General features: G+C 63.0%; 16 protein-coding genes and 4 pseudogenes. 8 read left to right on the top strand and 12 right to left on the bottom strand.

Going from position 1 to position 23,447, the window contains the following annotated elements; translation table 11 throughout:
* Positions 1-102 precede the first annotated feature (102 nt).
* Positions 103-975 (bottom strand): annotated as a pseudogene (locus tag ACYHH6_RS09275) (IS3 family transposase); the annotation flags it as partial.
* A gap of 865 nt (positions 976-1,840) precedes the next feature.
* On the opposite strand from ACYHH6_RS09275, the gene ACYHH6_RS09270 reads away from it, so the two are divergent.
* Complete coding sequence (locus ACYHH6_RS09270; protein ID WP_023727169.1) at positions 1,841-2,551, top strand: toll/interleukin-1 receptor domain-containing protein; 711 nt, start codon at positions 1,841-1,843, stop codon at positions 2,549-2,551.
* Between the two features lie 665 nt (positions 2,552-3,216).
* On the opposite strand, the pseudogene ACYHH6_RS09265 reads toward ACYHH6_RS09270, so the two are convergent.
* From ACYHH6_RS09265 to ACYHH6_RS09220, 10 genes and pseudogenes are all read right to left on the bottom strand, one after another.
* Positions 3,217-4,413: pseudogene (locus ACYHH6_RS09265) on the bottom strand (IS256 family transposase).
* A 430-nt stretch (positions 4,414-4,843) separates the two neighbouring features.
* On the bottom strand, positions 4,844-5,947 hold the full coding sequence (gene fni, locus ACYHH6_RS09260; RefSeq protein ID WP_435053457.1) for a type 2 isopentenyl-diphosphate Delta-isomerase: 1,104 nt from the start codon (positions 5,945-5,947) through the stop codon (positions 4,844-4,846).
* Positions 5,948-5,975: 28 nt separating this feature from the next.
* Positions 5,976-6,878 carry a terpene synthase family protein gene (locus tag ACYHH6_RS09255; protein WP_352592271.1) on the bottom strand — a complete coding sequence of 301 codons (903 nt, stop codon included), beginning with the start codon at positions 6,876-6,878 and terminating at the stop codon, positions 5,976-5,978.
* Complete coding sequence (locus ACYHH6_RS09250) at positions 6,875-8,425, bottom strand: prenyltransferase/squalene oxidase repeat-containing protein (protein ID WP_352592274.1); 1,551 nt, start codon at positions 8,423-8,425, stop codon at positions 6,875-6,877. Before ACYHH6_RS09250 ends, ACYHH6_RS09255 begins: the two co-directional genes overlap by 4 nt.
* A gap of 129 nt (positions 8,426-8,554) precedes the next feature.
* Entirely contained in the window at positions 8,555-9,571 is a 1,017-nt protein-coding gene (locus ACYHH6_RS09245; protein ID WP_352592277.1) for a polyprenyl synthetase family protein, read from the bottom strand.
* 121 nt (positions 9,572-9,692) lie between these two features.
* Entirely contained in the window at positions 9,693-11,036 is a 1,344-nt protein-coding gene (locus ACYHH6_RS09240; RefSeq protein WP_023687321.1) for a cytochrome P450, read from the bottom strand.
* Positions 11,036-11,878, bottom strand: a complete 843-nt coding sequence (locus tag ACYHH6_RS09235) for an SDR family oxidoreductase (protein WP_352592357.1) — start codon at positions 11,876-11,878, stop codon at positions 11,036-11,038. Before ACYHH6_RS09235 ends, ACYHH6_RS09240 begins: the two co-directional genes overlap by 1 nt.
* A 168-nt stretch (positions 11,879-12,046) precedes the next feature.
* Positions 12,047-12,172: pseudogene (locus ACYHH6_RS09230) on the bottom strand (ferredoxin); the annotation flags it as partial.
* A 1-nt stretch (position 12,173) separates the two neighbouring features.
* Positions 12,174-13,463, bottom strand: coding sequence for a cytochrome P450 (locus tag ACYHH6_RS09225; protein WP_352592281.1), 1,290 nt, complete (start codon positions 13,461-13,463; stop codon positions 12,174-12,176).
* 89 nt (positions 13,464-13,552) lie between these two features.
* Positions 13,553-14,755 carry a cytochrome P450 gene (locus tag ACYHH6_RS09220; RefSeq protein WP_352592284.1) on the bottom strand — a complete coding sequence of 401 codons (1,203 nt, stop codon included), beginning with the start codon at positions 14,753-14,755 and terminating at the stop codon, positions 13,553-13,555.
* On the opposite strand from ACYHH6_RS09220, the gene ACYHH6_RS09215 reads away from it, so the two are divergent.
* The 7 genes from ACYHH6_RS09215 (at position 14,754) to ACYHH6_RS09185 (ending at position 22,352) form a co-directional block, all read left to right on the top strand.
* Positions 14,754-15,215 carry a hypothetical protein gene (locus tag ACYHH6_RS09215; protein ID WP_352592287.1) on the top strand — a complete coding sequence of 154 codons (462 nt, stop codon included), beginning with the start codon at positions 14,754-14,756 and terminating at the stop codon, positions 15,213-15,215. The genes ACYHH6_RS09220 and ACYHH6_RS09215 overlap by 2 nt on opposite strands.
* Before the next feature lie 1,194 nt (positions 15,216-16,409).
* Complete coding sequence (locus tag ACYHH6_RS09210; protein ID WP_023741921.1) at positions 16,410-16,943, top strand: peroxiredoxin; 534 nt, start codon at positions 16,410-16,412, stop codon at positions 16,941-16,943.
* A 69-nt stretch (positions 16,944-17,012) separates the two neighbouring features.
* On the top strand, positions 17,013-18,449 hold the full coding sequence (rpoN, locus tag ACYHH6_RS09205; RefSeq protein WP_352592290.1) for an RNA polymerase factor sigma-54: 1,437 nt from the start codon (positions 17,013-17,015) through the stop codon (positions 18,447-18,449).
* Between the two features lie 57 nt (positions 18,450-18,506).
* Positions 18,507-19,724: an MFS transporter gene (locus ACYHH6_RS09200; RefSeq protein ID WP_352592293.1), complete on the top strand. Its 1,218-nt coding sequence runs from the start codon at positions 18,507-18,509 to the stop codon at positions 19,722-19,724.
* A gap of 451 nt (positions 19,725-20,175) precedes the next feature.
* Entirely contained in the window at positions 20,176-20,547 is a 372-nt protein-coding gene (locus ACYHH6_RS09195; RefSeq protein ID WP_352592296.1) for a type II toxin-antitoxin system RelE/ParE family toxin, read from the top strand.
* On the top strand, positions 20,547-20,942 hold the full coding sequence (locus ACYHH6_RS09190) for an XRE family transcriptional regulator (protein ID WP_352592299.1): 396 nt from the start codon (positions 20,547-20,549) through the stop codon (positions 20,940-20,942). The genes ACYHH6_RS09195 and ACYHH6_RS09190 overlap by 1 nt, the downstream gene beginning before the upstream one ends.
* A 66-nt stretch (positions 20,943-21,008) precedes the next feature.
* Complete coding sequence (locus tag ACYHH6_RS09185) at positions 21,009-22,352, top strand: hypothetical protein (protein ID WP_488500424.1); 1,344 nt, start codon at positions 21,009-21,011, stop codon at positions 22,350-22,352.
* Positions 22,353-22,507: 155 nt separating this feature from the next.
* Here ACYHH6_RS09185 and ACYHH6_RS09180 read toward each other — a convergent pair.
* Positions 22,508-23,136 (bottom strand): annotated as a pseudogene (locus ACYHH6_RS09180) (transposase); the annotation flags it as partial.
* Positions 23,137-23,447: the final 311 nt, after the last annotated feature.

The following is a 23,447-nucleotide window of genomic DNA, read 5'->3' as shown; positions in this document are numbered from 1 at the left end:
TATGGAAAGAGATCAATCTTCCTCTCTCTTTAGCGCCGCGCGGCAACGTCGTTCCTCCGAGAACTGAACCGCACCGGGTTTTCCGGAGGCCGTTTCGTTGAGTCACGCGGCCATGGCTGGGTCATACAGAATGGCGTAGTAGCGTTCCTCAGCTTCGGCCGGCGGAATGTTGCCGATGGCCTCCAGCAGCCGGCGATTGTTGAACCAATCGACCCAATCGAGCTACCGAACTCGACGGCTTCGAAGTCGCGCCATGGTCCGCGTCGATGGATCACCTCGGCCTTGTAAAGGCCGTTGATCGTTTCGGCGAGAGCATTGTCGTAGCTGTCGCCGACGCTGCCTACCGAAGGCTCAACGCCGGCCTCCGCCAGGCGCTCGGTGTATCTGATAGAGTCGTATTGGGCGGCCTCTATCGCTGTGATGGATCAGCCTGCCCCCCTGCACGGGCCGCCGATCATGGAGAGCCTGTTCCAGAGCGTCCAGAACGAAGCTGGCATGCGCCGTCCGGCTCACCCGCCAGCCGACGATCCTTCGCGCATAGGTGTCGATGACAAAGGCGACATAGACGAAGCCCGTCCAGGTCGCGACGTAGGTGAAGTCGGAGGCCCACAGCATGTTCGGCGCCGGGGCATGGAACTGGCGATTGACGTGATCGAGAGGGCATGGTGCCGCCTTGTCGCTCACCGTGGTGCGGATTGGCTTGCCGCGGATGATGCCTTCGAGGCCCATGGCCTTCATCAGGCGGGCAACCGTGCAGCGGGCGACATCGAAGCCCTCGCGTTGCAACTGCCGCCAGACCTTGCGAACGCCGTAGACGCGGAAGTTGGCCTCGAACACGCGTCGGACCTCATCCTTCAAGGCCATGGCCTCATCCCGCTTCGCCCGAGCCGACAGCCGGGAAGGATCGATGCGCTTGGCGACATGGTCGTGGTAGCTCGACGGGGCGATCGGCAGCACCTTCCAGATCGGCTCGACCCGATGCGGTTGCCACGTCCGAAGGCACGCCGGCGAGCACGGTTCATACAGCTGCTGTGGCCACCGTCCACCGGCTTTTCTTCGTAATAGGCCTAGTGCATGCGTCGCTGCAGACGGCCAACTGAAAGAACATTCAGCCAACGGCTATTTGACCTCGGCGCCGATGCACTCGACGGTGGTCCTATGAAAGAGACGGGCTGCTTCAGATGCCGCACAGCCTTCATTTAGCTGAGTCGAGTGATTTCGGAGCGCTGATTGGGTTTGTTTCGGACGGCGTCCACCCTTTCGCCCGCGTTCGCGGGCTGCCTGTAACCGGGGCACCGTGGGCATTTTTAGAATAATACCCGCTAAGGTAATTCGAAGTTGTTTGGATTGACCGGTTAGCTCGGATCGGCCTGGAGCGTTCCCGGGTCGGTCAATCTCGTTCCAGAGATAGTCTTTGGTGAATGCGATATGAGCCAAGGAGCGGTGCGACCTGGGAGAGCAATTCGACGGAATATCGATGCCCTGGCCGCGGACATAACCGACAGGGGCTGAGATGACGGTAAGCGCGTAAGCTAGGCCCCGTGTCAGCATCACCAGAGCTGACAACCCTTGGACGGCTCGCAGCGTCGGGGACGACTATAGGGTGGCGACAAGGCGCAGCTTGAGGTGCCCAGACCGGCGCTTGAGAAGGCTCTAACTCAGGCTGGCTAGACCTCCGACCCGACAAGCTAACACAAAGACGCAACGCACCGTTCGAGTTTATTGCTGGCAACAAGCCGGCTCCCCAATTAGAGGATTTCCCGGCTTAATTTCCAGCGTTGACTTGACTGCAAAAGACTTTCGCTGGAAGTGTCGACCTAGATTCGGGGGGCTCCATAAAATGGCAAGCAAGGCAAAATCGCGGAAGCGCGTTGGAACTCTAGAAGACCGGTTTATGGACGCCGTTAGAGAATTGTCGGGGGGCGGAAAAGTGAGCGTTAAGAACGCAGCCCTTTTCAATAAACTGGGTTGGATAGAAGAACGTTACACGACAACTAAGGACCGCCTGAGGAAGAATGGACTGATAAGAGGAGGTCCCGGTGGGACTATGTCCCTCCCCCAAAATGCGGCTAGCCCCAGTCCCAAGCCTCTCAAGGCGTTTATCTCCTACTCGCATGCAGATGCGGCTATCAAGGTTGACCTTCTAAAGCACCTTACGCCGCTGAGCCGACTTGGTCTTGTCGAGGCTTGGCACGATGGCGAAATCGAGACTGGCGACAAATGGGCGGACGCCATCAAGGGCAATCTAGAGAGCGCCGACATTATCATCCTCCTGATAAGCGTTGACTTTATCAACTCGCGTTATTGCAACCAGATTGAGCTAACTCACGCGATGGAGAGAGAGGCCAACAACACGACGGTTGTTATTCCAGTGATCGCGAGAAATTGCCTGTGGCAGGAAGAGCTCTTCGGCTCTTTTCAGGCGACCCTCAAGGGTACATCGATCGCAAGTTTCAAGGATCGCGACGAAGCTCTGACTTTGGTCGCGGCAGATATCAAGGAAAAAGCCCTTTCCATGCTTGCCAAAAAGAACGGGGTTGCTCCTTCCTAGATGTGCAATCTGCACAACATCACCACGTCGCAAGAAGCCATACGCCAGTGCACCAGGGCTCTGCGCGACCATCTCAGGCAACCTGAACCGTCCATCGACATCTACCCCAACCAGCCCCCAACCAGCCCGGTCCGGTGGTCCGCAATGCGGCAGACGGGCAACGTGAAGTCGCCAACCTGCTTTGGGGAATGCCGACACCGCTCGAACGGGTCAAGGGCAAGGCCGACTACGGCACGACCAATATCCGCAACCCACAATACGGCCATTGGCAGCAGTATGTTGGGGTTGAGCATCGCTGTGTGGTGCCTGTGACGAGTTTCTCGGAGCCCAGCCCAACACCCGGCATAAGGACCCTGAGACAGGTATTCAGCGGATTGGTTCGCGCTCAATGAGGACCGGCCGCTTTTCTTCTTCGCTGGCCTCTGGACGCCATGGCATGGGGTGCGGAAGGTCAAGGACGGCGCCGGCGATTTCGAGCTTTACGGCTTCATGACGACCGCGCCCAACGCCCTGATCAAGCCGATCCATGCGCCTCTAATGGGCGTTGGGCACCTTGCCGGGAAGTGCTGTGGATAGCCGGAGGCACCTCACGACCGACCGCGCATGACTCGGGGGCAATGGTTGTGTGCGTCAAGTTCTGCAAAATGGGGCAGCCATGATGCTGGTCATGCGGCTTGGCGCAGAGCGAGCTTCTTGTGCTCGCGCAGGTCGTCCATGTTGATGTATCGGTTGGCCTCCATCCAGTTTTCATTGGTCTCGACGGCCAACGCCCTGACCAGGCGCAGGCAGCTTTCGGTGTTGGGGAAGATGCGCACGACATAGGTGCGCCGGCGGATTTCCTCGTTGAGCCGCTCCAGCATGTTGGTGGATTTGAGATGCTTGTGGTGCTGTCTCGGCAGCCTGAAGAAGGTCAGGGTTTGTTCGATGGCATCCTCGGCCCAGCCTGTCAGGCGCGGATAGCGTGCCGACCATTTGGCAAGCCATGCGGCAAGATCAGCCCTGGCCTCTGCGAGATCGCGCCGGTCGTAGAGCCAGCGCAATTCCTGCAGGCAGTCGTCGCCGTGCTTCCTCGGCAGATGATCGAGCGCGTTCCTGAGGAAGTGCACGTAGCAGCGTTGCCAGGCGGCTTCGGGGATCACCTCGCCGATCGCTGCCACCAGGCCGGCGTGATCGTCGGACACAACCAACTCGACGCCCTTGAGGCCGCGCGCCTTGAGGCCGACGAGGAAGTCCCTCCAGGCCGAGCGGCTCTCGCGATTGGCCATCTCCACGGCCAGGATCTGGCGCCTTCCGTCCCAGTCGATACCGACCGCGATCAGCACCGCCTGGCTCATGACAACACCGGCTTCACGCACCTTCTCGTAGCGCGCATCGAGGATGAGGTAAGGAAACGGCTCTTGAAGGGGGCGCCTGGCAAAGGCAGCGAGGCTCTCGTCCAGCCGCTTGTTGATGGCCGAGATCGACGAGGCCGAGAAGGCATGGCCGCACAGTTCTTCCGTGATCGCCTTCACCTTGCGGGTCGACACGCCCTGGACATACATCTCCGCCAGTGTCGCCACCAAGGCCCGCTCGGAACGCTGGTAGCGCTCGAACAGCTCGGTGGAGAAGCGCCCGGCCCGGTCCTGCGGAACCCGCAGCTCGAGCTTGCCGACCCGCGTCACAAGGGTACGGCCCTAATAGCCCGAGCGATAGCCAAGCCGTTCGGGCGTGCGCTCGCTCTTCGAGGCACCCAGCACCTCGTCCATCTCGGCTTCGAGCACCTCCTGCATCACCGCACGGAGCACTTCGTGCAATCCATCCGGGTTCGAAAGCAAAATGTCTTTGACGGCAGCGCTGGCGGTCTTAACTTCAGTCTTGGTCATGGTGGCGTTCCTTCGCGGGAATCGGTGACGTGAACAATCACCAGCCTGCCATGACCGCCCCCTCTCAGCGAATTTGCAGAACTCTCAGCACACTACCGGGGCAATGTGGATCGGTGCCTAATTTGCATAACACCAAGCAAAAACAAGGGATTGAGGCTGGCTTACCTTCTCCGTTGCTTGCAGGAATACCCCTTCATTGCGATGGATTTGCACCATCTACTCCCTGCCGGTCTCCCGGCGCACCATGTTCCGACCCCTTCAGGGGCTCGGCTAGGTCGGCATGACCGATCACCCTGATCAAAGCATCGACATAGCCGTCGAATACAGCTTGATCACGAAGCAGCACCCGAACACAGCGCAAATCCCCCGCTTCCGAGACTTTCTGACCCAGTAAGACTAGCGTCCGCCGCACGTACGGGCGGCGCCGCCGTCAACCGGCGGTCAGATGCGCCGAGGGCAACAAGCGGGCATGACGCAACGCCGCCAGATCAGCCGAGCCGGTGCAGAAGCAGGCGACGGCCAACTGGCGGATGACGATCTCGAAATGCGCGACAACCGCCTCGGTGGATACCGTAGCCGCGCGCAGCACGCCGGCTGCCTGCCCGGCGATGTCCGCGCCCAGGCGGATAGCCTTGGCCGCGTCGACGCCGTCGCTGATCCCGCCCGACGCGATCAGCTTCACCGCTGGCAGCGCCCGACGTACCGCCTGCACGCTGGCCGGGGTCGCAATCCCCCAATCCGCGAATGCCATTGCCACTGCGCGGTCGGCGGCATCGGGGGCGCGCTCGCCCTCCACCGCGGCCCAGTTGGTGCCGCCGGCGCCGGCGACATCGATCACCGCCACGCCCGCCTCGACGAGCGCACAGGCTACCGAGGCGGACAGGCCCGACCCCACTTCCTTGGCCACGATCGGCACGCCGACGCTGCGCGCGGCGCGAGCGATCTGCGCCAGGACGCCGCGCCAGTCGCGGTCGCCCTCCGGCTGTACTGCTTCCTGCAGCGGATTGAGATGGACGATGAGTCCATCGGCCTCCAGTGCATCCACCGCCCCGCGCGCGAGGTCCAGGCCGTCGGCCTCGCGCAGTTGCGCGGCGCCGATATTGGCCAGCAAGGGAACGTCTGGGGCGAGGCGGCGTAGCGCGCGCGTCAGCCCCTGGGAGTTGCGGGATTGCAGGCTCACGCGCTGCGAACCGACGCACATGGCGATCCCCAAGGCTTGCGCTGCCTCGCTCAGATGCCGGTTAATGGCCTCAGCGCGTGGCATGCCGCCGGTCATGGAGCTGATCAGCAGAGGCGCGCGCATGGTCTTGCCCAGCAGCGAGGCGCTGAGGTCGATCTGCGTCAGGTCCAACTCGGGCAATGCGCAGTGTTCGAAACGAATGTACTCCCAGCCGGCGGCCTTGGCCCGTGCCGTTCGACGATCCAGCACGATGTCCAGGTGGTCGTCCTTGCGCCGGCTCAGGTTGGTGTCGCTGGTGCTCGGTCTATCCGCCGCATCGGGCGACAGCGTTGCGTCGGATCGGACCGGCGGCAGCGCGCGCAAGCCGCCGATTCCCGCGCGTTCAGGCCCGCGCACGTTGGCCTCCCGCCGCAGCGTCGCTGCGGTAGCGGCTGGTCGAGGTCTCGTAGTACTGTGCGCGGACTGCCGCCATGGCCTCGATCAACGGCCCCCACGGCGCGGGAAAACGTTCTTCCGCCATCACCCGGTGCAGCATGCGCGTATGGCCGGCCAGCTCATCCTTGAGGAACTCCACCACAGGCATAGCCGGATAGCGGTGCAGCAGCAGGATCGCCGCGTTGTCTCCCTCGCCGGCCGACCTGTCCTTTTCGCGTCCATGCAGATCGTTCTGCAAGCGCCCTATTGCGGATATGAGCCGCAGGGCTTGGCGAAACGCCGGATGCGCGCGCAAGGTCGCCATGTCCAGCCCCCACAGCAAGGACAGGCAACAGAACACGTTCGTGTACGCGATCGAATCCACGCCGTTCTGCAAGTACTCGGCGTAGGACCAGCGCTCCGCCCCTGCCGCCTGCGCGTGTCCGGCGCGCAGCGCCGCGCAGTAGCACCGGGTATCGTGGAGAAGCTGAGCATAGTCGCGACGATCGTAGGCGAGCGCGGCGAGCGAAGCGCGCAGCACAGCACAGCCCTCGAATCCGGGAAGCGCGCACGGCACACCTTGCCCCAGCGCCTGCTCCACCGCGGCGAGCTGCTCCGGCGCGATCAGGCCAAGGTCGTTGCAATCGTCGAGCCAGAAGAGCAGCGCCAGTTCGCGATAGAACGCCACGATCAGCGTTTCGTCGAGCGGATCGCGGCCGGTGCGGGCGCTGGCGTCGCGCAGGCTCGGATGGATGCGCTGCAGGATGTACTGGCCGCCCCGGACTGCTTCCACGCCATGCTCGTCGGCGAACCCGGTCAGGGAACGCCCCCACTCCAGCACGTGCTGCAGGGCGCGATCGGTCGGGATCATGGCCCCGCTCCTGCTCCCTCGGCCGAGACGCGCCGCCCCCAACGAAGCGCCAGCCACAACCCGGCGAGTTCGGCCACGCGCACCACCCGAGTGGGGCAATACAGTTCCTTTCCGATCCACAGCGGCGTCTGGGGCAATTCATGCGCCGCGTGGCGGGCGAGCATCCACTTCAGCGCACGCCCTACCGCCTGCGCGATGCGCCGGCGCCCTGCCGGCTCTTCGCTCCCGTCCATCACGTGCAACGCGAACAGCGCATAGGCGGTTTCCTCGAATGTGGACGGGCAGCCGGCGCCCCAGCCGCCGTCGTCGCGCTGCGTCCGCAGCAGCCCCGCCAGCGCGCGCTCGTCGCGCCACTGAGGCTTGCCTTGCGCGAGCGCAGCGACCGCATGCGCGGTGGGATAAAGCCACGAAACGTGCCATTTTTCGTTGTCCCATAGACCGTGCGGGTTGCGATTGGCCTCGACGTAGGCGCTGGTGCCGGCGGCGGGTTTTCCCAACATTCGCAACGCATGCAGGGCATGGATGTTGGTCGACACCGAGGCATTGCGCTCGCCGGGGAAGGTGACGAACAGCTCGCCGGTTTCGAAATGGCGCAATGCATCGACCGCCGGATCGCGGCCTGCAAGGCGAAGGACGCACAACGCAACGGCGGTGTCGTCCGCATCGGCCGCGAAGTGCAAGGCAGGGCCCAGACCGCGGACTCCGAGGCGGGCGTCGAGCTGCGCGATGATCACTTGCACCGCCTCGGCGAGCGCGGGATGCGCGAACAGACCGGCCAGATGCAGGGTGTACAGCGACCAGCATGGCTCGAACACATTGATCGGCCAGACGTTGGGAACGACACCTTCGATGCCGGTGCGCGTTGCCCGCGATGCCGCCTGCAGATACCCGTCGGTGCGCCCGACCTGCGACGTTCTTCCCTGTGTCACGGCGTGCGCACGCCACGCGGCGGTGGCCGCCGGACTGATGCCGATGCTGCCGTCGTCGTCCGGGCATGCGGTGGCCGGCGACGCCCCCCAGGCTTCCCAGGAGTGCAGCAACGGATGGCCGCTCGGCAAGGTCGCCACAGCCCCCAGCTTGACCAGGCGTGCTTGCCGCAACGGCAACAGCGCCGGGTGGCGCGGAAACGCCAAGGCGCCCAGCAAGGATGCGGCCTCGTCGCACAACTGCGGCAGGATCAGCTCCGCGCCGATGGGCGCGTCTTCCGGCACCGCATGCGCGTAGGGATCGGGCTGGCGCTCGAGGAACCGGATTGCAGCCTGGACTGCGTCGGCGGCGCCGGGAAGAGGATCGGCACGCTGCAATGCCAGCAGCGCCGCCCAGGTGGGCGCATGGCGAAACAGCGGGAAGTCCGCACCTCCCCATCCGCCATCGGCCTGTTGCTGCGCGATGAGCCACGCATATGCCTCGTGCCGACCGGTGACTTTGCCGTCGAACTGCAGAGCTCGCGCCGTGTCGTATACGGACGGACCGACGCTGCCGCCGTCGCTCATCTCGCTCAGCAGGTGGCGCAATTCGGAAAGGATCTGTTCGGACAGCGCGTTCACGCGGGATTTTCCTTCTGCAGAGGGCTATGAGAACAGAAACGGGCAGACGCCGCGCACGTCGCCGCCGACACGGACACAGTGCAGCATGCAGCGCCCGCCGGCCGATCGCAGCAGCACAGCGGCAAGTCCTTATGGATGGGCGCGCTCATGCGTATGCGCGGACAGATAGACGTTGGCCCGCTGCAGCATCTGCGCCAACCCTTCCGCACGCGCCCCCAGAGGGGCGATGGCCTCCCCGGCGTCGTGCAACAAAAACAGCGCGAACTGGCGCGCTGCCTGCAACCCCATGATCGACGCGCAGGTCGGCTTCTGCGCGGCCGCGTCCTTGCCGGGGGTCTTGCCAAGAGTCGCGGTATTCGCCGTCGCGTCGAGAATGTCGTCGGCCACCTGCAACGCCAGGCCATAACAGGCGGTGTAGCGATCGAGTGCACTGTACAGCGTAGTGTGCGCGGCATCCTCCGCGATGGAGTATAGCGCGCCCATGCGAACCGACGCGCGCACTAGCGCTCCGGTTTTCATCCGGTGCATCGCCAGGATCCTGTCCAGCCCGGCGTGCTTTCCGACCAGCGACAAATCCATGGCCTGCCCGCCTGCGGCACCCTCGGCGGACACCGCCTGCGCCAGTTCACGCACGAGCGCGATACGATTGTCGCCCGGCGCATCCAGGCTCGCCAGGGTCAGGAAGGCGTGGGCCTGCAGCGCATCGCCGACCAGGATCGCAGTGGCTTCGCCGAACTTTACGTGCACGGTCGGAAGGCCGCGGCGAAGCACGTCGTCGTCCATCGCGGGCAGGTCGTCGTGGACCAGGGTACAGGCGTGCATCATCTCGATGGCGGCACCGACGTCGTCGAGCATGTGCGCCGGCGTGCCCGCCAGTGCGCCGGCAGCCAGACAGAGCAAGGCTCTGGTGCGCTTCCCGCCATGCAAGGTGGCGTAGCGCATGGCTGCCATCAGCTCTGTCTTACCGTCGTCTTCGGCGCAGAGCAGACGCGCCAGCGCCTGTTCGACCCGCTTTGCGCCGTCCTGCATCCAGATCTCCGGGAGCAGCCCGCCAGATGCGCCGCGCGCCTGCGCGCCCAACCCGCCGAATGCGGAAACGCCAGTTCGGTCGTCGTGTATTGTGGAACCGGTTTGCATGTTGTTCATGTCCTTGTAGCTGAGACGGCCACGGCGAGCGCAAGTCGTCACACGAGTGCGTGTGCTGAGTGCAGCAATGCCGCGCCCCGCCGGCGCCGCTGCCTTGCCACACAGGGCGTGCGACGCCAGCTCATGAGAAGCCTATGCGGATTGCCATGGACGGATGTGCGGTCGGGTAATAGCGCCGGCCTTTTTCGACGTCGCTCAGCAACTGCGGCCGCACCCCGGCCTTGTGCATGGTCAGCGCCAAGGCGATGCAGAACTGCACCATTTCCAGCCATACCAGGTGGTAGCCGATGCAGACGTGTGGGCCGGTACCGAACTGCAGCATGTCCACGGGCCGGACCGGTTCTGTGCGTAGCAGCCACCGCGCCAGGCGGAACTGATCAGGCGCCTCGTGCAGCAGCGCCGAGGTCGAGAAATGCAGCAGCGGGATGCATAGGTGGGTGCCCGCGGGAATACGCCGTTGGCCGAGTTGCAATTCCTGCAGCGCGCGACGCGGCAGGAGCGTGGTCGCCGGATGCAGGCGCAGTGTCTCGCGGAACAGGGCCTCGGCGACCGGACACTGCGCCAGGTCCGCGTGCCGGGTCGGCACCGCGCCCACGCGTTGCGCCTCCTCGACCAGGGCGTCCCACAGCACAGGCTGCCTCGCCAGCTCGATCACGATCCAGGCCATCGTCGAGGCAGTGGTGTCGTGACCGGCAAGCAGCAGCAAGCGAATGTTCGCGACCAGGACGTCATCGGAGAGCGGACCGTCGCTGCTGTCAAAAGCGCTCACCATGTCGTTGATGAACCCGGTGCGCGCGGCATGCGCGCGCGCATCGCGGACGAACCGGCGCAACTGCGCGTCGATCCAGTCGCGGGCGGAGCGGCCGCGCCGCAAAGGCAATCCGGGCAGGTCGACGGGTGGCGCGATGATCAACTGCAGCAATTGCCGGTACTTGCGATGCCATCCCGGCAGGTCCTGCGCGGGGATTCCCATGAGGCTGAAGATGAGCTTCAGCATCAGGTCGCCGGTCTCGCGCAGGATAGTTACCTCGCCGCGGGCGCGCCACGCCTGCACCCGCGCCTGGATGACCGGCGCGAACAGGTCGCCGATCCCGGCCTGGGTCAGCCCCTTGGGCAAGAACGCTGCCTTGATGGCATCGCGCGCCTGCCGGTGCGCGCCGCCGTCCAGGGCAACCAACGTTCCGCCAAGCAATTCGGGCGCGATCTCTTCGATCAGCGCCGAGGACACGTCCTTGTGCTTGAGCAGAGAGAATGCGTCCGGATCCACACAGGTCATCAGATGTCCGGCAGGGCCGAAATCCAGCCAGAAGTGGCTGCCCAGCGTCCGTTCTGCGCGTTGCAGCAGGCGCGGCAGGTCGCAGACAATGGCGGGAAGATGCCCGACCAAGGGGAAAGCGCCGGGCATGACCGGGATGTCGGATCGAAGCCGGTGCCGACGGTTGAGTGGGTTGAGCAGTATGTCCATCAGCAGCGCGCCGCCGTCGCCGATTCGGTGTCGCCGGCAGGGCGCGCGGCGCAGCTGTTGCCACCGTCGGCGTATGTCGGCACATGCGCCAGCATGCCGCCATCGATGCACACGACCTGGCCGGTGATGAACGCAGCATCGGCGGAGAGCAGGAACGCCACGAGCGCGGCCACGTCCTCGGGGCGGCCGACGCGCTGCAGGAGCTGGTGCCGGCGCAGATGCCGTTGCATGCACTCGTCCAGCTTGGCGAGGAGACGCTCGGTCATGATAAGACCCGGCGCAACCGCGTTGCAGCGAATCTGCGCATGACCGTACTGGGTGGCGAGCGAAGCCGAGAGCATGTTCATCGCCGCCTTCGACGCGCCGTAGGACGTCTGCGCCGTGTCACCGCTGAGCCCTTGGCACGACGACATGTTGACGATCGCGCCACCGCCGCGGCCGATCATCCGTGGGATGGCCTGCCGGCAGCAGAGCAGCGTGCCGCGCAGATTGGTCGCCATGGTCTGGTCCCAGACTGCCAGGTCCAGGTCGAGGATCGCGCAGTCGCGCGGGGTCAGATGCATGGCGCTCGCATTGTTCACCAGCAGGTCGACCCCCCCGAAGTGCCGCTCCGCCGTCTCGAACAGCGCTGCCACCGCCTGCTCATCGGCGATATCCATGGCTATGGGCAGCGCGTGGCCTGCTTCGGCCGCGATCTGCGCGGTGCAGGCGATGGCCGCCGAGCCATCAATGTCGGCCACCACCACTCTGCCGCCCCCGCGCGCGATGGCGAGAGCGCATGCCTTGCCGATGCCGGCGCCGGCGCCGGTCACCACGGCCACCTTGCCTTCAAACCTTGCCATCGTGTCTCCTGAATTGCATTGGTCTTTCGCAGCATGCCGCTCGGCCTGCGCCGGAGAAGGCGCAGGGTCCGCGCTGGCGCGCTCGTCATGGCCAGCATCGCTTTCGATGACCCGAATGGCGGCGACCGGGCACTGGTTGGCCGCAAGCCGCACGGCGGCGTGCAGCGCCTGCGGGACCGTCGCCACGCACACTTCGGCCACCCCGTCCGGTTCGCGCTGGCGAAAGGCGCCCGGCAGCGTCAGCACGCACTGCCCGGTAGTTCCGCACAGATCCTGATCGACCACGACGCGCATCTCAGCCCTCCTGCCGATGCAGCCGCACCGGCAGCGCGCGGAACGTCCTAAGGAACGCGGAGGGCTCCCGGGTCGGCTGCTCGGCCAATGCCAGCGTGGGGAAGCGCGCCTGGATCCGCGGCAGGCTCTCGGCCAACTGCACCCGGGCCAGTTGCGCACCAAGGCAGAAGTGGATGCCGTGGCCGAAGGCCAGCATGATCTTCCCGTCGATCGATATGCCAGGACTGGTGCCGTAGAACCGCACGGGATCGAAGCGGTCCGGATCGGCGAAGGCGTCCGGGTCACGATTGCCGGCCGCGATCAGAACGCGCACGTCCGCGTTCTTCGGGATCACCACGCCGCCCAGTTCGATGTCGCGCTGGGCGATACGCGGAATGGAGCTGAACATGGCGGGCGCGTCGTAGCGCAGGGCTTCTTCGACGAATGCCTTTACCCCCATGGCATCTCCTTTCAGCCAGTGCCGCTGTTCGGGATACGCCAGCATCGCCAGGACAGCATGGCCGATGGCCGCGGCAGTGGTGGCGAAGCCGCCCAGCAACATGCCCCAGAGCATGCTGATCAATTCCGTATCCGACAGCATCTCGGCATCGCCGTCGTGTGCGCCGACCAGCATTGACACGATGTCGTGGCTGGAATCGGAGCGCTTGCGCTGTATGAGGTCGCCGAAGTAGGCCTGAACCCTGGCGCTGGCCGAGTCCGCCGCGGCGAGCTGGGGATCGCTGGCGTGCGGGCTCAGGCCTTCCAGAATGGCGCTGATGCCGGTGACGAGCCCGAGAATGTCGTCCGGGGGCATGCCGAACAGTTCGCCGAAAACCAGCATGGGCAAGGCCAGCGCGAATTCCTGATGCAGGTCCACTGCCTCCCCGCGCTCCAGTGCGGGCGCCATGCCGTCCAGGCGCGCTGCGACAATGCGAGCGATGGCCGGCCTCAGCTTGTCGATCTGGCCGATGGTGAAATCGCGCGAGATCAGCCGGCGCAGACGCGTATGCGTTGGAGGTTCCTTCATCGCCAAAGTGGACGCCAGCAGACTTAGCGACAGGCTGGTCGCCGCACGCGGGAAATAGCGCGCCAGTTCGCCTGGTGCCGGCCCCCGAAAAGCATCGCCAGTGGCTTTAAGCGCCCAGTAGATGTCGGCGTGGCGGCTCAACAGAAAGAGGCCCGACGCCGCGCGATGTACCGGATCGTGCTCGCGCAACCACCGCATGAATGGGTACGGGTCCTGAATGCACGCTGGCGACGCCAGTTCGGCGAAGGCGTCCCGGCATGATGCCATGGTGTCTTGCACGTCCATCTTGGTCACCTGTTGGCTGGCTGATCTGATCGGCGCGGCAGGCGCGCCGGCAATTCGAGAACATCGGGATTCCTGGTGGCGTCCGCGTATCACCAGAGCACCGGGAACTCCTCGAACCCGCCAGTGATGATCTCCTTGCGCAACTTCAGTTCTTCGGGCGCCACGGCCAGGCGCAGCGCGGGAAAGCGCTGGAAGATCGAACCGAACACCGCCTTGAGTTCCAGCCTGGCCAGCGCCAAGCCGACGCAGTTGTGGGGCCCGTAGGAGAACGCCAGGTGCGGGTTTTCGTCACGTCCGATGTCGAAGATTTCCGGGTCGTCGAAATGGCGCGGATCGAAGGACGTCGCCGGCAAGCCGACCAGCACCTTGCTCTCCGCGGAAACATGCATGCCCGCGATGGTCACGTCGGTCCTGGGATAGCGCATGATGCCGTCCCAGCCGGCGCCCGGCGGGTACATGCGCAGGATTTCCTCCACGGCCTTGTCCACCAGGGATGGATCGCCCACCAGGCGTTCGCGCTGTTGCGGATGGCGGAACATGGCCAGCAGGCCAAATTCGATCTGTGCCACGGTGCTCTCGTGCCCCGCCACCAGCATGCCTGCCGCCAGGCCGATCGCCTCTTCCTCGGTCGCCTTGCCCTGGTCGACCGCCGCGAGCAGATCCGTCAGCACGTTGTCGCCCGGATCCTGGCGCTTGTCCCGCATCTTGCCGCGAATGTAGGCGCGGAGTTCTTCCCAGGCCAAGCGCGACGCGCTTCGCGGGCCGCTTTCATGCTGGTGCGTCATCACCTCGTCGGACAGCCCTGCAAAAAAGGCGTGATCCTCGTAGAGCACGCCCATCAGCGCGCCAATGACCATCGCAGGAAGCGGAAAGGAGAGGTGGCGCCGCAGATCGGCGGGCTGGGGCTGGGCCGCCAGCGTCTCGAACAACTGCGCGGCGATCGCCTCCACTTGCTGCGCGAGCTGCTTCACCCTGCCGTTGCTGAAGGCCGGCGCCACGATCGTGCGTAGCCGCGTATGCTCGCCCCCCTCGTGCGAGACCAGCCATCCTGGCGAACCGAGAATCACCGAATCCGGGGTGAATGCCGCCGGCGGCATTCCCGCGGGCCGGAACGCCGCGTCGGTCAACACCGCCTTGGCCTCGTCATAGCCTGTGACCCACCAGCCTTCGTGCCCGGACGGGAAGCGCACGTGGTGGATCGGACCGTTGGCCCGTAGCGCCAACATCTCGGGCGAGGGCTCAATGTGATCGACGCGCCACATCGGCAGCGTCGGCAAAGGTTGTTCGGACATGCTGGCACTTCACTCTATACCGATGGAAGGGCGGAAGGTGACCGGCGGGTGCTGCGGCAGCGAAGACCTAAGACGGCATGTAGAGGACGTCGTCCGAAGGCAGACCGATTATCAACATCGGCCAACGTGTAACTGTCTAGGCGCACCGCGCGGCGAGGTGCAGAACTTTATCCTGCACCATCGATTTCAGGATAAACCGGTGTGGTGGGCCTTTGAGCCGCCGCCAGCCAAGATTTCCTGCGCAAGGGTCGACAAGAGCGGCGAGCTGTTGGGTAAGGGCGGTTTCGCCGGGGACCCCATGCCCATAGACGCTATCCGACGCGGATTTGACATTTTGCTTTTCTTTCTTCGCTCCATTCGTGCCATCCACGAAATGAAAGTCGGTCGGCGGCTCCCGGCCCGCAACGAAGAGGCTTCAAAACTCGTGCCAATTTGGCCGACCGAAGAAAAAAATCTGTGATGCTTTTAGGGGCTTAGCCTGAGGCCAGAGAAGAGCTAGGCGAAATAGGCCGGTGTCGCGGGCCAACAAAGGCGACCGAACAGTGTCGGACAGAACGCCTCGGCGACCTTTAGGTCGGGCTTGCGACATTCTGGTCCAGTTTCGAACATAAGAGGGCGGCAAACAGACACGATTGGGGAATTCGATCCTCACGGGGCCAAGGCGCTTGCCCAAGAGCGCGCGCTCATGTTGCCGCGAAAGGCGCGTGTTCGCGGTGCCTGCGCACCCATGAATGCTAGCGGCACACGCTACGCAATGACTGGAGTGCCCGCCAGCCTAAGGTAGTGCATCGGCTCGGCTTCCGGTCTTCTTTGCCCAGCCGGGGCCGAAGCGCCGAATATCCGCACCACACAGCATCGTTGTTGCCTGTGTGACGAGGCGGTTAAAGCGCGCGCCCGATCTTCCAAGACACGGCCTCCGAGAAGGAGGGGCGGTCCAACGGCACCTCTATTCCAAATGGCACGCCGCTTGCTGCTCCTGGTTAGAGCACCATCAAATCACGATGAAAGCGACTTGTGCCATGCCCGATACGCGAAGCTCCAGACCGTGGCCTGAGGAGACGGTGCCCCTTGCAGCTGAACATCGGGGCATCGTCTCCTCCGGAAGTCCGTTCTGGATGGCCGCTTTGCGCATGGCTGGTCCGATGCCGGCACGCCAACACGGGCAGCGCGCGCAAATGCGGTTTGCCGGTTCTGTTCAGCATGTGAGTGCCGAAAAGCCTTGTCAAAGGGTCGTCACCCAAGCCAAAGCCGGCGGGTCACTGCCACATATCGACAACATGCTGAACCAGTCCAGTGACGCGGAATCCAGTGAAGCGGGTCTGTTGCGTGAAGTGACATTTCAGGCCCCCACATGCTTTGCGATATTGGCTCCTTCCGGCCGCTATCCCTTTTCCAAACGCACTATCGCTAGTGACCGATCCCGCTTCCGGCGCCATAGCCGTGGAAAGCAACCGGCTCGACGGTGTCCAGCTCGCTCAGATCGATTGCGTTCGGGTGGCCAAGATCAACCGCCAAGACGTTCCCATACGTCGGGAGGGAAAAAAAGGAGGTTGCGAGCCGCGAGGCCCTCATCCGTGCCGGGGATACGAGCCTTTGCCCGGTATTGCGCCAGCCTCTGCCAGAATTCAGCGCAGTCTTCTTCAGGAGCAACTTGATGACAGTTCGAAACAAAGTTCCCTTCGTCACCTTTCTCACGCGTGTTCACGATAAGTCAGTCCAGGGGCCAAATCCATATCGCTGGCAAGAAAAAACATCTGACGACTACTTTGCCGGCAAGCGGGTCATCCTGTTCTCGCTGCCTGGCGCCTTCACCCCGACCTGCTCGACCTACCAATTGCCCAAGTTCGAAGAGCTCTATGATGAGTTTGCGAAGCAGGGAATTGACGCGATTTACTGCCTCTCAGTCAACGATGCCTTTGTCATGAATGCGTGGGGGAAGTCCTTGGGCCTGAAGCAGGTCCAGCTCATCCCCGATGGCTCAGGCGAGTTCACACGCAAGATGGGCATGCTGGTTGCCAAGGACAATCTCGGATTCGGGATGCGCTCATGGCGCTACGCCGCCCTGATCAACAATGGCGTGGTGGAGCACTGGTTCGAGGAGGAAGGTTTCTCCGACAACTGCGAGGCCGACCCGTATGGCGTCTCATCCCCGCAAAACGTTCTCGAAACGATGAAAGCCGCCGCATGACCTAGAAAACGTCTCACTGGCGCCATTGCAGGCCCCAAGAGGCTCCTCGACGGGATTATCGCACACACCATGCAATCTTCAGCAAGCCTGTTTCAGCGCCAGAAGCAATCCATCGTCGCATCGCCTCAACTCATTGAGTCGATTCGCTTGCTGCAACTGGCGCATACCGAACTGCATCAGTTCGTGGAGGGGGAAATCGAGAAGAACCCGCTCTTGGAATCTGCGTCAAACGATGGCGGGCCTTTTGACGATGCTTCGATTTCGGGAGCGGATCAGCCTGTCGGCTTTGGGGCAAACGCCGTTGAAGGTCCGACCGGGGCAGGGTCGCCTGAACGGCTCGGGCAATGGAAATCACTTCGCAACACCACCAACAACCCGCCGGGCAATGGCCCTTCCCTCGACGAGTTTGCCACCCTCGCCGAAACATTGCACGACCATGTCGCTCGTCAGATCGCCCTCACTGCGTTCACACCACAGGAGCGGCTGATCGCTGGCCAGCTTGCCGCCGATCTGGAAGACACTGCCTACCTTCGGGCAAACCTTTTGGAGCTGGCAGAGAGCCTGAATGTCTGTGAGGCTGTTGTGGAACGGGTTCTCGGAACGCTGCAGCAATTTGATCCACCGGGAGTTTTTGCGCGAAATCTCAGAGAATGCCTCGAGATCCAGTTGCGCCAGCGAAACCGGCTCGACCCGGCAATGGCAGCTTTGGTTGCCAACCTTGAAATGCTTGCGCGACGCGATTTTGAGGCGCTGAAACAGCATTGTGGCGTCGATGAAGAAGACCTTCTCGATATGATGCATGAGGTTCGGGCGCTCGATCCCAAGCCTGGGAACAGATTCGAATCCGGTGCGTCTGAATCAATCATACCCGACGTCTGGGTCACGCCCTCGCCGCAAGGCGGGTGGCAGATCGAACTTGATCCCGCCACGCTGCCGAAGCTGCTGATCAACCAAACCTACTATGCCGAAGTCACGCGTCAAACTGTCCAAAATTCGAAAGATCAAGCATTTCTCGACGAATGCTTGCAAAACGCGAACTGGCTAATCCGCAGCCTCGATCAGCGCGCCAAGACGATTGTTAAGGTTGCGGCTGAAATCGTGCGTCAGCAGGATGCCTTTTTGGAACATGGCGTCGCCCACCTGCGGCCTCTCAATCTCAGAACGGTCGCTGACGCGATCGGCGTGCACGAGTCGACGGTAAGCCGGGTGACCTCGAACAAGTACATGCTTACCCCGCGCGGCGTCTTTGAACTGAAGTATTTTTTCACCGTCGCGATCGCGTCCTGCCAAGGCGGCGATGCGCACTCCGCCGAAGCTGTCCGGCATCGGATCAAAGCGATCATTGCCGCAGAATCTCCCGGCGACGTGCTTTCCGACGAGGACATCGCTGTCCGGCTGAAGGAAACCGGCATTGATGTTGCGCGCCGCACCGTCACAAAGTATCGCGAAGCAATGAACATCCCCTCCTCCGTGCAACGCCGCCGGGAAATGCGCTTGTGTTTTTAGATTTGGGTCAAGGCAGCCAACATCACGTTGCATTGCATCAAAGTGGAGACTTCGTTCATGACCCGATCCGCAGCAGGCGTCATGAACGCTGTTCTGCAAGACCCAGAAAAGCCCGTCCCACCGTCTGGTCCCGCATGGGGTGCCATCATTTCGCTTTCCTTGGGCACCTTCGGGTTGGTCACGGCAGAGTTTCTGCCTGTCAGCCTGCTCACGCCCCTCGCGCATGATCTCGGTATCAGCGAGGGAGCGGCTGGACAGGCGATGACGGCGACAGCTATCGTCGGGGCGATCTCGGCGCCGACGGTGGCCATCATCACAAAGCGCCTGGACCGCAGGACCGTCATGTGGACCATGACGCTGCTGCTGATCCTGTCGGACGTTCTGGCGGCCGGCGCGTGGTCGCTGGCGGTTCTCCTGACTGCACGCGTCGTGCTCGGCATAGCGCTCGGAGGCTTCTGGTCGATGTCGGCAGCACTGGCGATGCGGCTCGTTCCAAGCCACCTCCTGCCGCGCGCTATGTCGATCATCCTCACCGGCGTTTCCGTAGCTACCGTCTGCGCAGCTCCAATCGGCGCTTATGTCGGCGAAATCTGGGGATGGCGAAGCGCCTTCATGCTCGCCGCAGCCGGCGGCGTCGCTACACTGCTCGTGCAGCTCCTAACCATTCCGAGGCTGCCTCCGATTGGAGTGGCTAGCTTCCGCAACCTGCTGGATGTAGCCAAGATTCCGATGGTCAAAATTGCGCTTTTGGTCGTCCTGCTGGTCGCTTCCGGCCACTTCGCCGGAATCACCTATATCCGCGCCTTCCTCGAGAAGATTCCCGCGCTGGATGTCGAGACGATCTCCCTCGTGTTGCTGGCTTTTGGCATCTGCGGATTCTTCGGCAATTTGGCCGGCGGGCTTCTGGCCGAGTACAATCTCAAGGCAGTCGCGGCCCTTGCACCGCTGCTCATAGCGATAGCCGCTGTTTCGCTGCTGACGGCGGGGGCATCGGCCTTGGCCTCGGCGATAGCTGTTGCCGCGTGGGGGTTTGCCTTCGGCGCGGTGCCAGTGGGATTGCAGACGTGGATGGTACGGAGGGCCGTTCCCGAGCAGGCCCAAAGCGCCGGTGTGCTGCTGGTCACAGTATTCCAAGTGGCAATCGCAGCCGGCGCGATTTTCGGCGGACTATTGGTGGAGAATGCGGGGATTACCAGCGCCATTGCCTACAGTGCTGTTGCCACGTTCGTGGCTGCCCTCATAGTTTTCCTGCTCGGCCCGAAGCGCGAAACCTAGACCAGCTGACAGGAGAGATCTCAGCAGCGCAGCCGGACGAGAGGTCCAATCGCATGCACGGCGCGGCGCGATCCTCCCCACCATTACGCATGGACCAGCGCAAGCGCCTCGCCGGCTTCACCTCCGGGCCACGCGACCTTCCCCGCCAAACATGCGAACCTCGCCGGCACCGGTTTCCATTTGGCGACGGTGAGCGCTGCCGGCGCGATGGAACGCTTGCTGGCGGTCATATCCTTCACGACAAGCCGGGATTCTGGGCAAGCGACCAGCTACGCGCCCGCCATGCCCGTCAGAACGGCGGTGACGATGCCGCTCGATAGCGCAGGCAGGTCGCGAATTGCCAGTCGTGTCAACGGCGGCCGGATTATCCTCGACCCCGCGCACCTTGTTTCGGCCGCAGACTATCGTTTGGCAGCTTGATGATATTGACCAGATAGCCTGGGAGCTATATATGGCTTGGGAAGTCGTTTTTGGCGATGAGTTCGATGGGGAGTTCGAGGCGTTGCCCCAGACAGTCCAAGATGAGCTATTGGCCTCGGCTAAGCTGCTCGGTGTGTTCGGGCCCCAGCTGGGGCGACCGCATGCGGATACCTTGAATGACTCGTCCTTCGCGAACATGAAAGAACTTCGCTTCGACGCTGATGATGGTGTCTGGCGGGTTGCGTTCGCATTCGACCGGAAGCGGAAGGCAATCCTGCTCGTCGCCGGCGATAAGTCGGGCGTGAGTGAGAAGCGCTTCTATAAAGGTCTGATCGCCAAGGCGCACAAGCGCTATCAAGGGCATCTCGACCGTTTGGCGGCGGCGAAGAAGGAGAAGAAGTGATGGGACGCAAGCTTGACGACCTAATCGCTGCGCTCCCCGAGGATCGTCGGGAGCGGGTCGACGCGCGTTTCGAAGAGTTAAGGGGAGAAGTCGAGACTCTCGGTGAGTTGCGGCGTGCGGCTGGAAGGGCCCAAGCCGAAATCGCTTCGGTGCTCAAGATAAAGCAGCCTTCGGTCTCGAAGATCGAGAAACAAACGGACATGTACTTGTCTACTCTTAAAAGCTACATCGAGGCGATCGGGGGGCAACTCGAACTAGTCGTTCACCTTCCCTCGCGCGCGCCCTTCCGTATAGAGCGGCTCGGCAACGTCGTGGCTCCCAAAGCCGTCTCCGTGCCTAGCGTTAAAAGAGTGGCAGGTGGACGTAATCGCACAAAGGCCGCACGCGTCGGCTGACCTCACTCTGTTTCGGCTAAAGACTACCGATGAGGCGAGATGGTCTCGTCGATGCAAGGAGTAGGTATGAGCAACGCCCTAGTTAAGCCAAAGACCGACCTACCCGCCGTCACACTGCCCGACGTGACCCCTCTCTCCTCGCCCATGCTAGCCCAACTTACCGCCGCGTTGGGAATCCCCCGCAATGTGCTCGCCGAGGACGACCAGATAGCCCATGCTTGGTCCCAGCTCCCACGCCTGATCAAGAAGATCCCTCCGCACCTGCGCGATGAGCGGATCGTCAAAATGTGTGTCGCAGTCGCCAGCGGTCTGTTCGACGCGGCCATCAACTATGCTTGGAACGCGGCCGTGGTGGAACTGCGTGACAAGGTGCGACGGTTCGGCATCAACGTCGTCCCTCAGATCCTCGACGACAAGTCCTTCGACGAGGACACGCTCCTCGACCTCAAGGACGCCGAGCTGCTCGACCTCTGCCGTAAGCTCAACCTGATCGGTGACGACGACTTCTTCTTCCTCGACCAGTGCAGGGCCACACGCAATAGTTTCTCTATCGCACACCCAGCTGCGGGGACGGTCGACGAAGACGAGTTCCTGAGCTTTCTAAGCCGCTGCCAGAAGCATGCGCTCTCGAGCGCCCACAACCCTAAGGGGGTGGACACAAAGTCCCTGCTCGCCGCGCTGAAAGCAACGAAGTTCAAGAAGGATCAACGGCAAGAATGGGAACGCCGTATCCAGGAAACATTCGAGGCCCAGCGCGAGCTGATCTTCGTCATGTTACATGGCATCTACTGTGACCCAGCGTCGGGAGAGGAAGCCCGCCTGAACGCCATCGCAATCTGCGAATTGTTCAGTAACGACCTGAGCCCCCGGACCAGGTCGGCGCTGGTGGATCGACACCAGGACTATAAGGCAAAAGGCGACGAAGCCCGTCAGAAGGCTTCTCTGCAGTTCTTCGAGACACTTGGTCAATTATCGCTGCTGAGCGAAGCCGAGGTCCACAGTATCTTTACCTCAGCGAGTAGGAAGCTCTTAAGTGTGCATAATGGCTGGGATAACTTCCATAACGAGCCGCCCTTCGCCGATCGGCTCCTCAAGCTGTCGCGGAAAAACCGCGTTCCGGAAACAGCGCAGGCCACTTTTGTGGAGGCAGTGGTGACGGCAGCGACTGGCAACTCATACGGCGTCTCGAACGCGGCGTCGCCATCCTACAATGAGATGGTCAAGTCGTTCTCGCCAAACGAGGTCAAGCTGATGCTGGATCTACCGAAGGCCTCGACCCTCGTAGCAAGTCGCATTAACTCGAACCGCGGCTGCGAGAAGCGATTCCGCTCTCTCATCGCTCTCGTTGACGCCAAGACGGTTCCCACGGCCTCGAAGAGCCTTTACGCAAAATGGGTTCCTAAGGCTTGATTCGCTTCGTTCCCGCTGACCCTGTTTCGCCCCTGGACTACTGTATGTAGGTGACCGGCAACCCGCTGGTTCGTAAAAAGACGACGGCGAGGTTGAACGAGGAAGAACCCCCGGATCAGATCCCGTCGCCAAGGGGTCGGCCTTCTTGTCCGCGACCAGCCGGGTCAAGAACAGACGGCGGAACAGCTTGCCCAGTACTCTCACCGGGAGAAGGTAGGCCGGCCGCGACGATATCCACCGGCGTCCGTCCGGCGCAATGCCGCCGCCCGGCACGGTCAGGTGGATATGGGATTGTGGGTCATTGCCGATCCCGATATGTGGAGCACGGCGGTGATGTCGACGCGCGCCGAGGTGCGCCGCGATCGTCAGCATCGTCTCCGATGTGGCCTTGAACAGCAGGTCATAGACCAGCGCCTTGTTCCCGAACGCGATGGCGCGACCTCGGCGGGCTGAGTGAACACGACATGGAAGTAGCCGACCGGCAGCAGGTCGGCCTCCCGATCGGCTAGCCATATCCGCGGCCGGAGGCGATGCGCCACTGGCCACAGTCTTCGCAGGCCTCGACGTGACTGCCGAGCGCCGCGGTGCGGCCATGGTAGAACCACACCGAAGCGGCCCCGCTTCGAATATCACCCGCAGGACATACGGTGCGCGCTTGGGGATCAGCGCCGCGAGTAGTTGCGGGTCGGACGCGCACTTGCCCCGCCAGCATCCTTTTGCCGCCCTGCCGGATCGAAATTGCCGTCTCTTTCATGGATACATCGAGACCGATATGCTGCTCCATGGCTGTCCTCCGTTCGATGCCTGGCCCGGTGTCCATCGTGAGCCCGTTTTTCATCCTACCGGGGGTAGCCAGCCGGCTAGAGCTCCGAACACCACCGCCACAGCTTTGGTGGGGCCACCGCTCCCGCGATTAGGTCATGTTCGTGCATGAGGCGCATTGCAGCCCGGCGGCTGTGGGGCCGACAGTGGCCTGTCGGCTGTTGAACATGCTGAATGGAATAGCTGCCGTTCATCAATGGTGCTCCAGCGGCAAGACTACGGCAGGGGTGAATTCCTGGAGCAAGCCTGGCACGCCACAGGCGAACTCGTGGC

Source organism: Mesorhizobium sp. P171375 (assembly GCF_057786075.1).
The sequence above is the reverse complement of the archived record's forward strand: the minus strand, read 5'-3'. Positions and strand labels throughout refer to the sequence as shown.

Bases quoted from the DNA above. Each gene is read 5' to 3' on its own strand.
- ACYHH6_RS09185 (WP_488500424.1), top strand. From the start codon at position 21,009: ATGAGCAACGCCCTAGTTAAGCCAAAGACCGACCTACCCGCCGTCACA.
- ACYHH6_RS09270 (WP_023727169.1), top strand. From the start codon at position 1,841: ATGGCAAGCAAGGCAAAATCGCGGAAGCGCGTTGGAACTCTAGAAGAC.
- ACYHH6_RS09200 (WP_352592293.1), top strand. From the start codon at position 18,507: ATGACCCGATCCGCAGCAGGCGTCATGAACGCTGTTCTGCAAGACCCA.
- ACYHH6_RS09215 (WP_352592287.1), top strand. From the start codon at position 14,754: ATGCTGGCACTTCACTCTATACCGATGGAAGGGCGGAAGGTGACCGGC.
- ACYHH6_RS09225 (WP_352592281.1), bottom strand. From the start codon at position 13,463: ATGGACGTGCAAGACACCATGGCATCATGCCGGGACGCCTTCGCCGAA.
- ACYHH6_RS09190 (WP_352592299.1), top strand. From the start codon at position 20,547: ATGGGACGCAAGCTTGACGACCTAATCGCTGCGCTCCCCGAGGATCGT.
- ACYHH6_RS09195 (WP_352592296.1), top strand. From the start codon at position 20,176: ATGGCTTGGGAAGTCGTTTTTGGCGATGAGTTCGATGGGGAGTTCGAG.
- ACYHH6_RS09245 (WP_352592277.1), bottom strand. From the start codon at position 9,571: ATGAACAACATGCAAACCGGTTCCACAATACACGACGACCGAACTGGC.
- ACYHH6_RS09210 (WP_023741921.1), top strand. From the start codon at position 16,410: ATGACAGTTCGAAACAAAGTTCCCTTCGTCACCTTTCTCACGCGTGTT.
- ACYHH6_RS09235 (WP_352592357.1), bottom strand. From the start codon at position 11,878: ATGGCAAGGTTTGAAGGCAAGGTGGCCGTGGTGACCGGCGCCGGCGCC.
- ACYHH6_RS09255 (WP_352592271.1), bottom strand. From the start codon at position 6,878: ATGATCCCGACCGATCGCGCCCTGCAGCACGTGCTGGAGTGGGGGCGT.
- ACYHH6_RS09240 (WP_023687321.1), bottom strand. From the start codon at position 11,036: ATGGACATACTGCTCAACCCACTCAACCGTCGGCACCGGCTTCGATCC.
- ACYHH6_RS09220 (WP_352592284.1), bottom strand. From the start codon at position 14,755: ATGTCCGAACAACCTTTGCCGACGCTGCCGATGTGGCGCGTCGATCAC.
- rpoN (WP_352592290.1), top strand. From the start codon at position 17,013: ATGCAATCTTCAGCAAGCCTGTTTCAGCGCCAGAAGCAATCCATCGTC.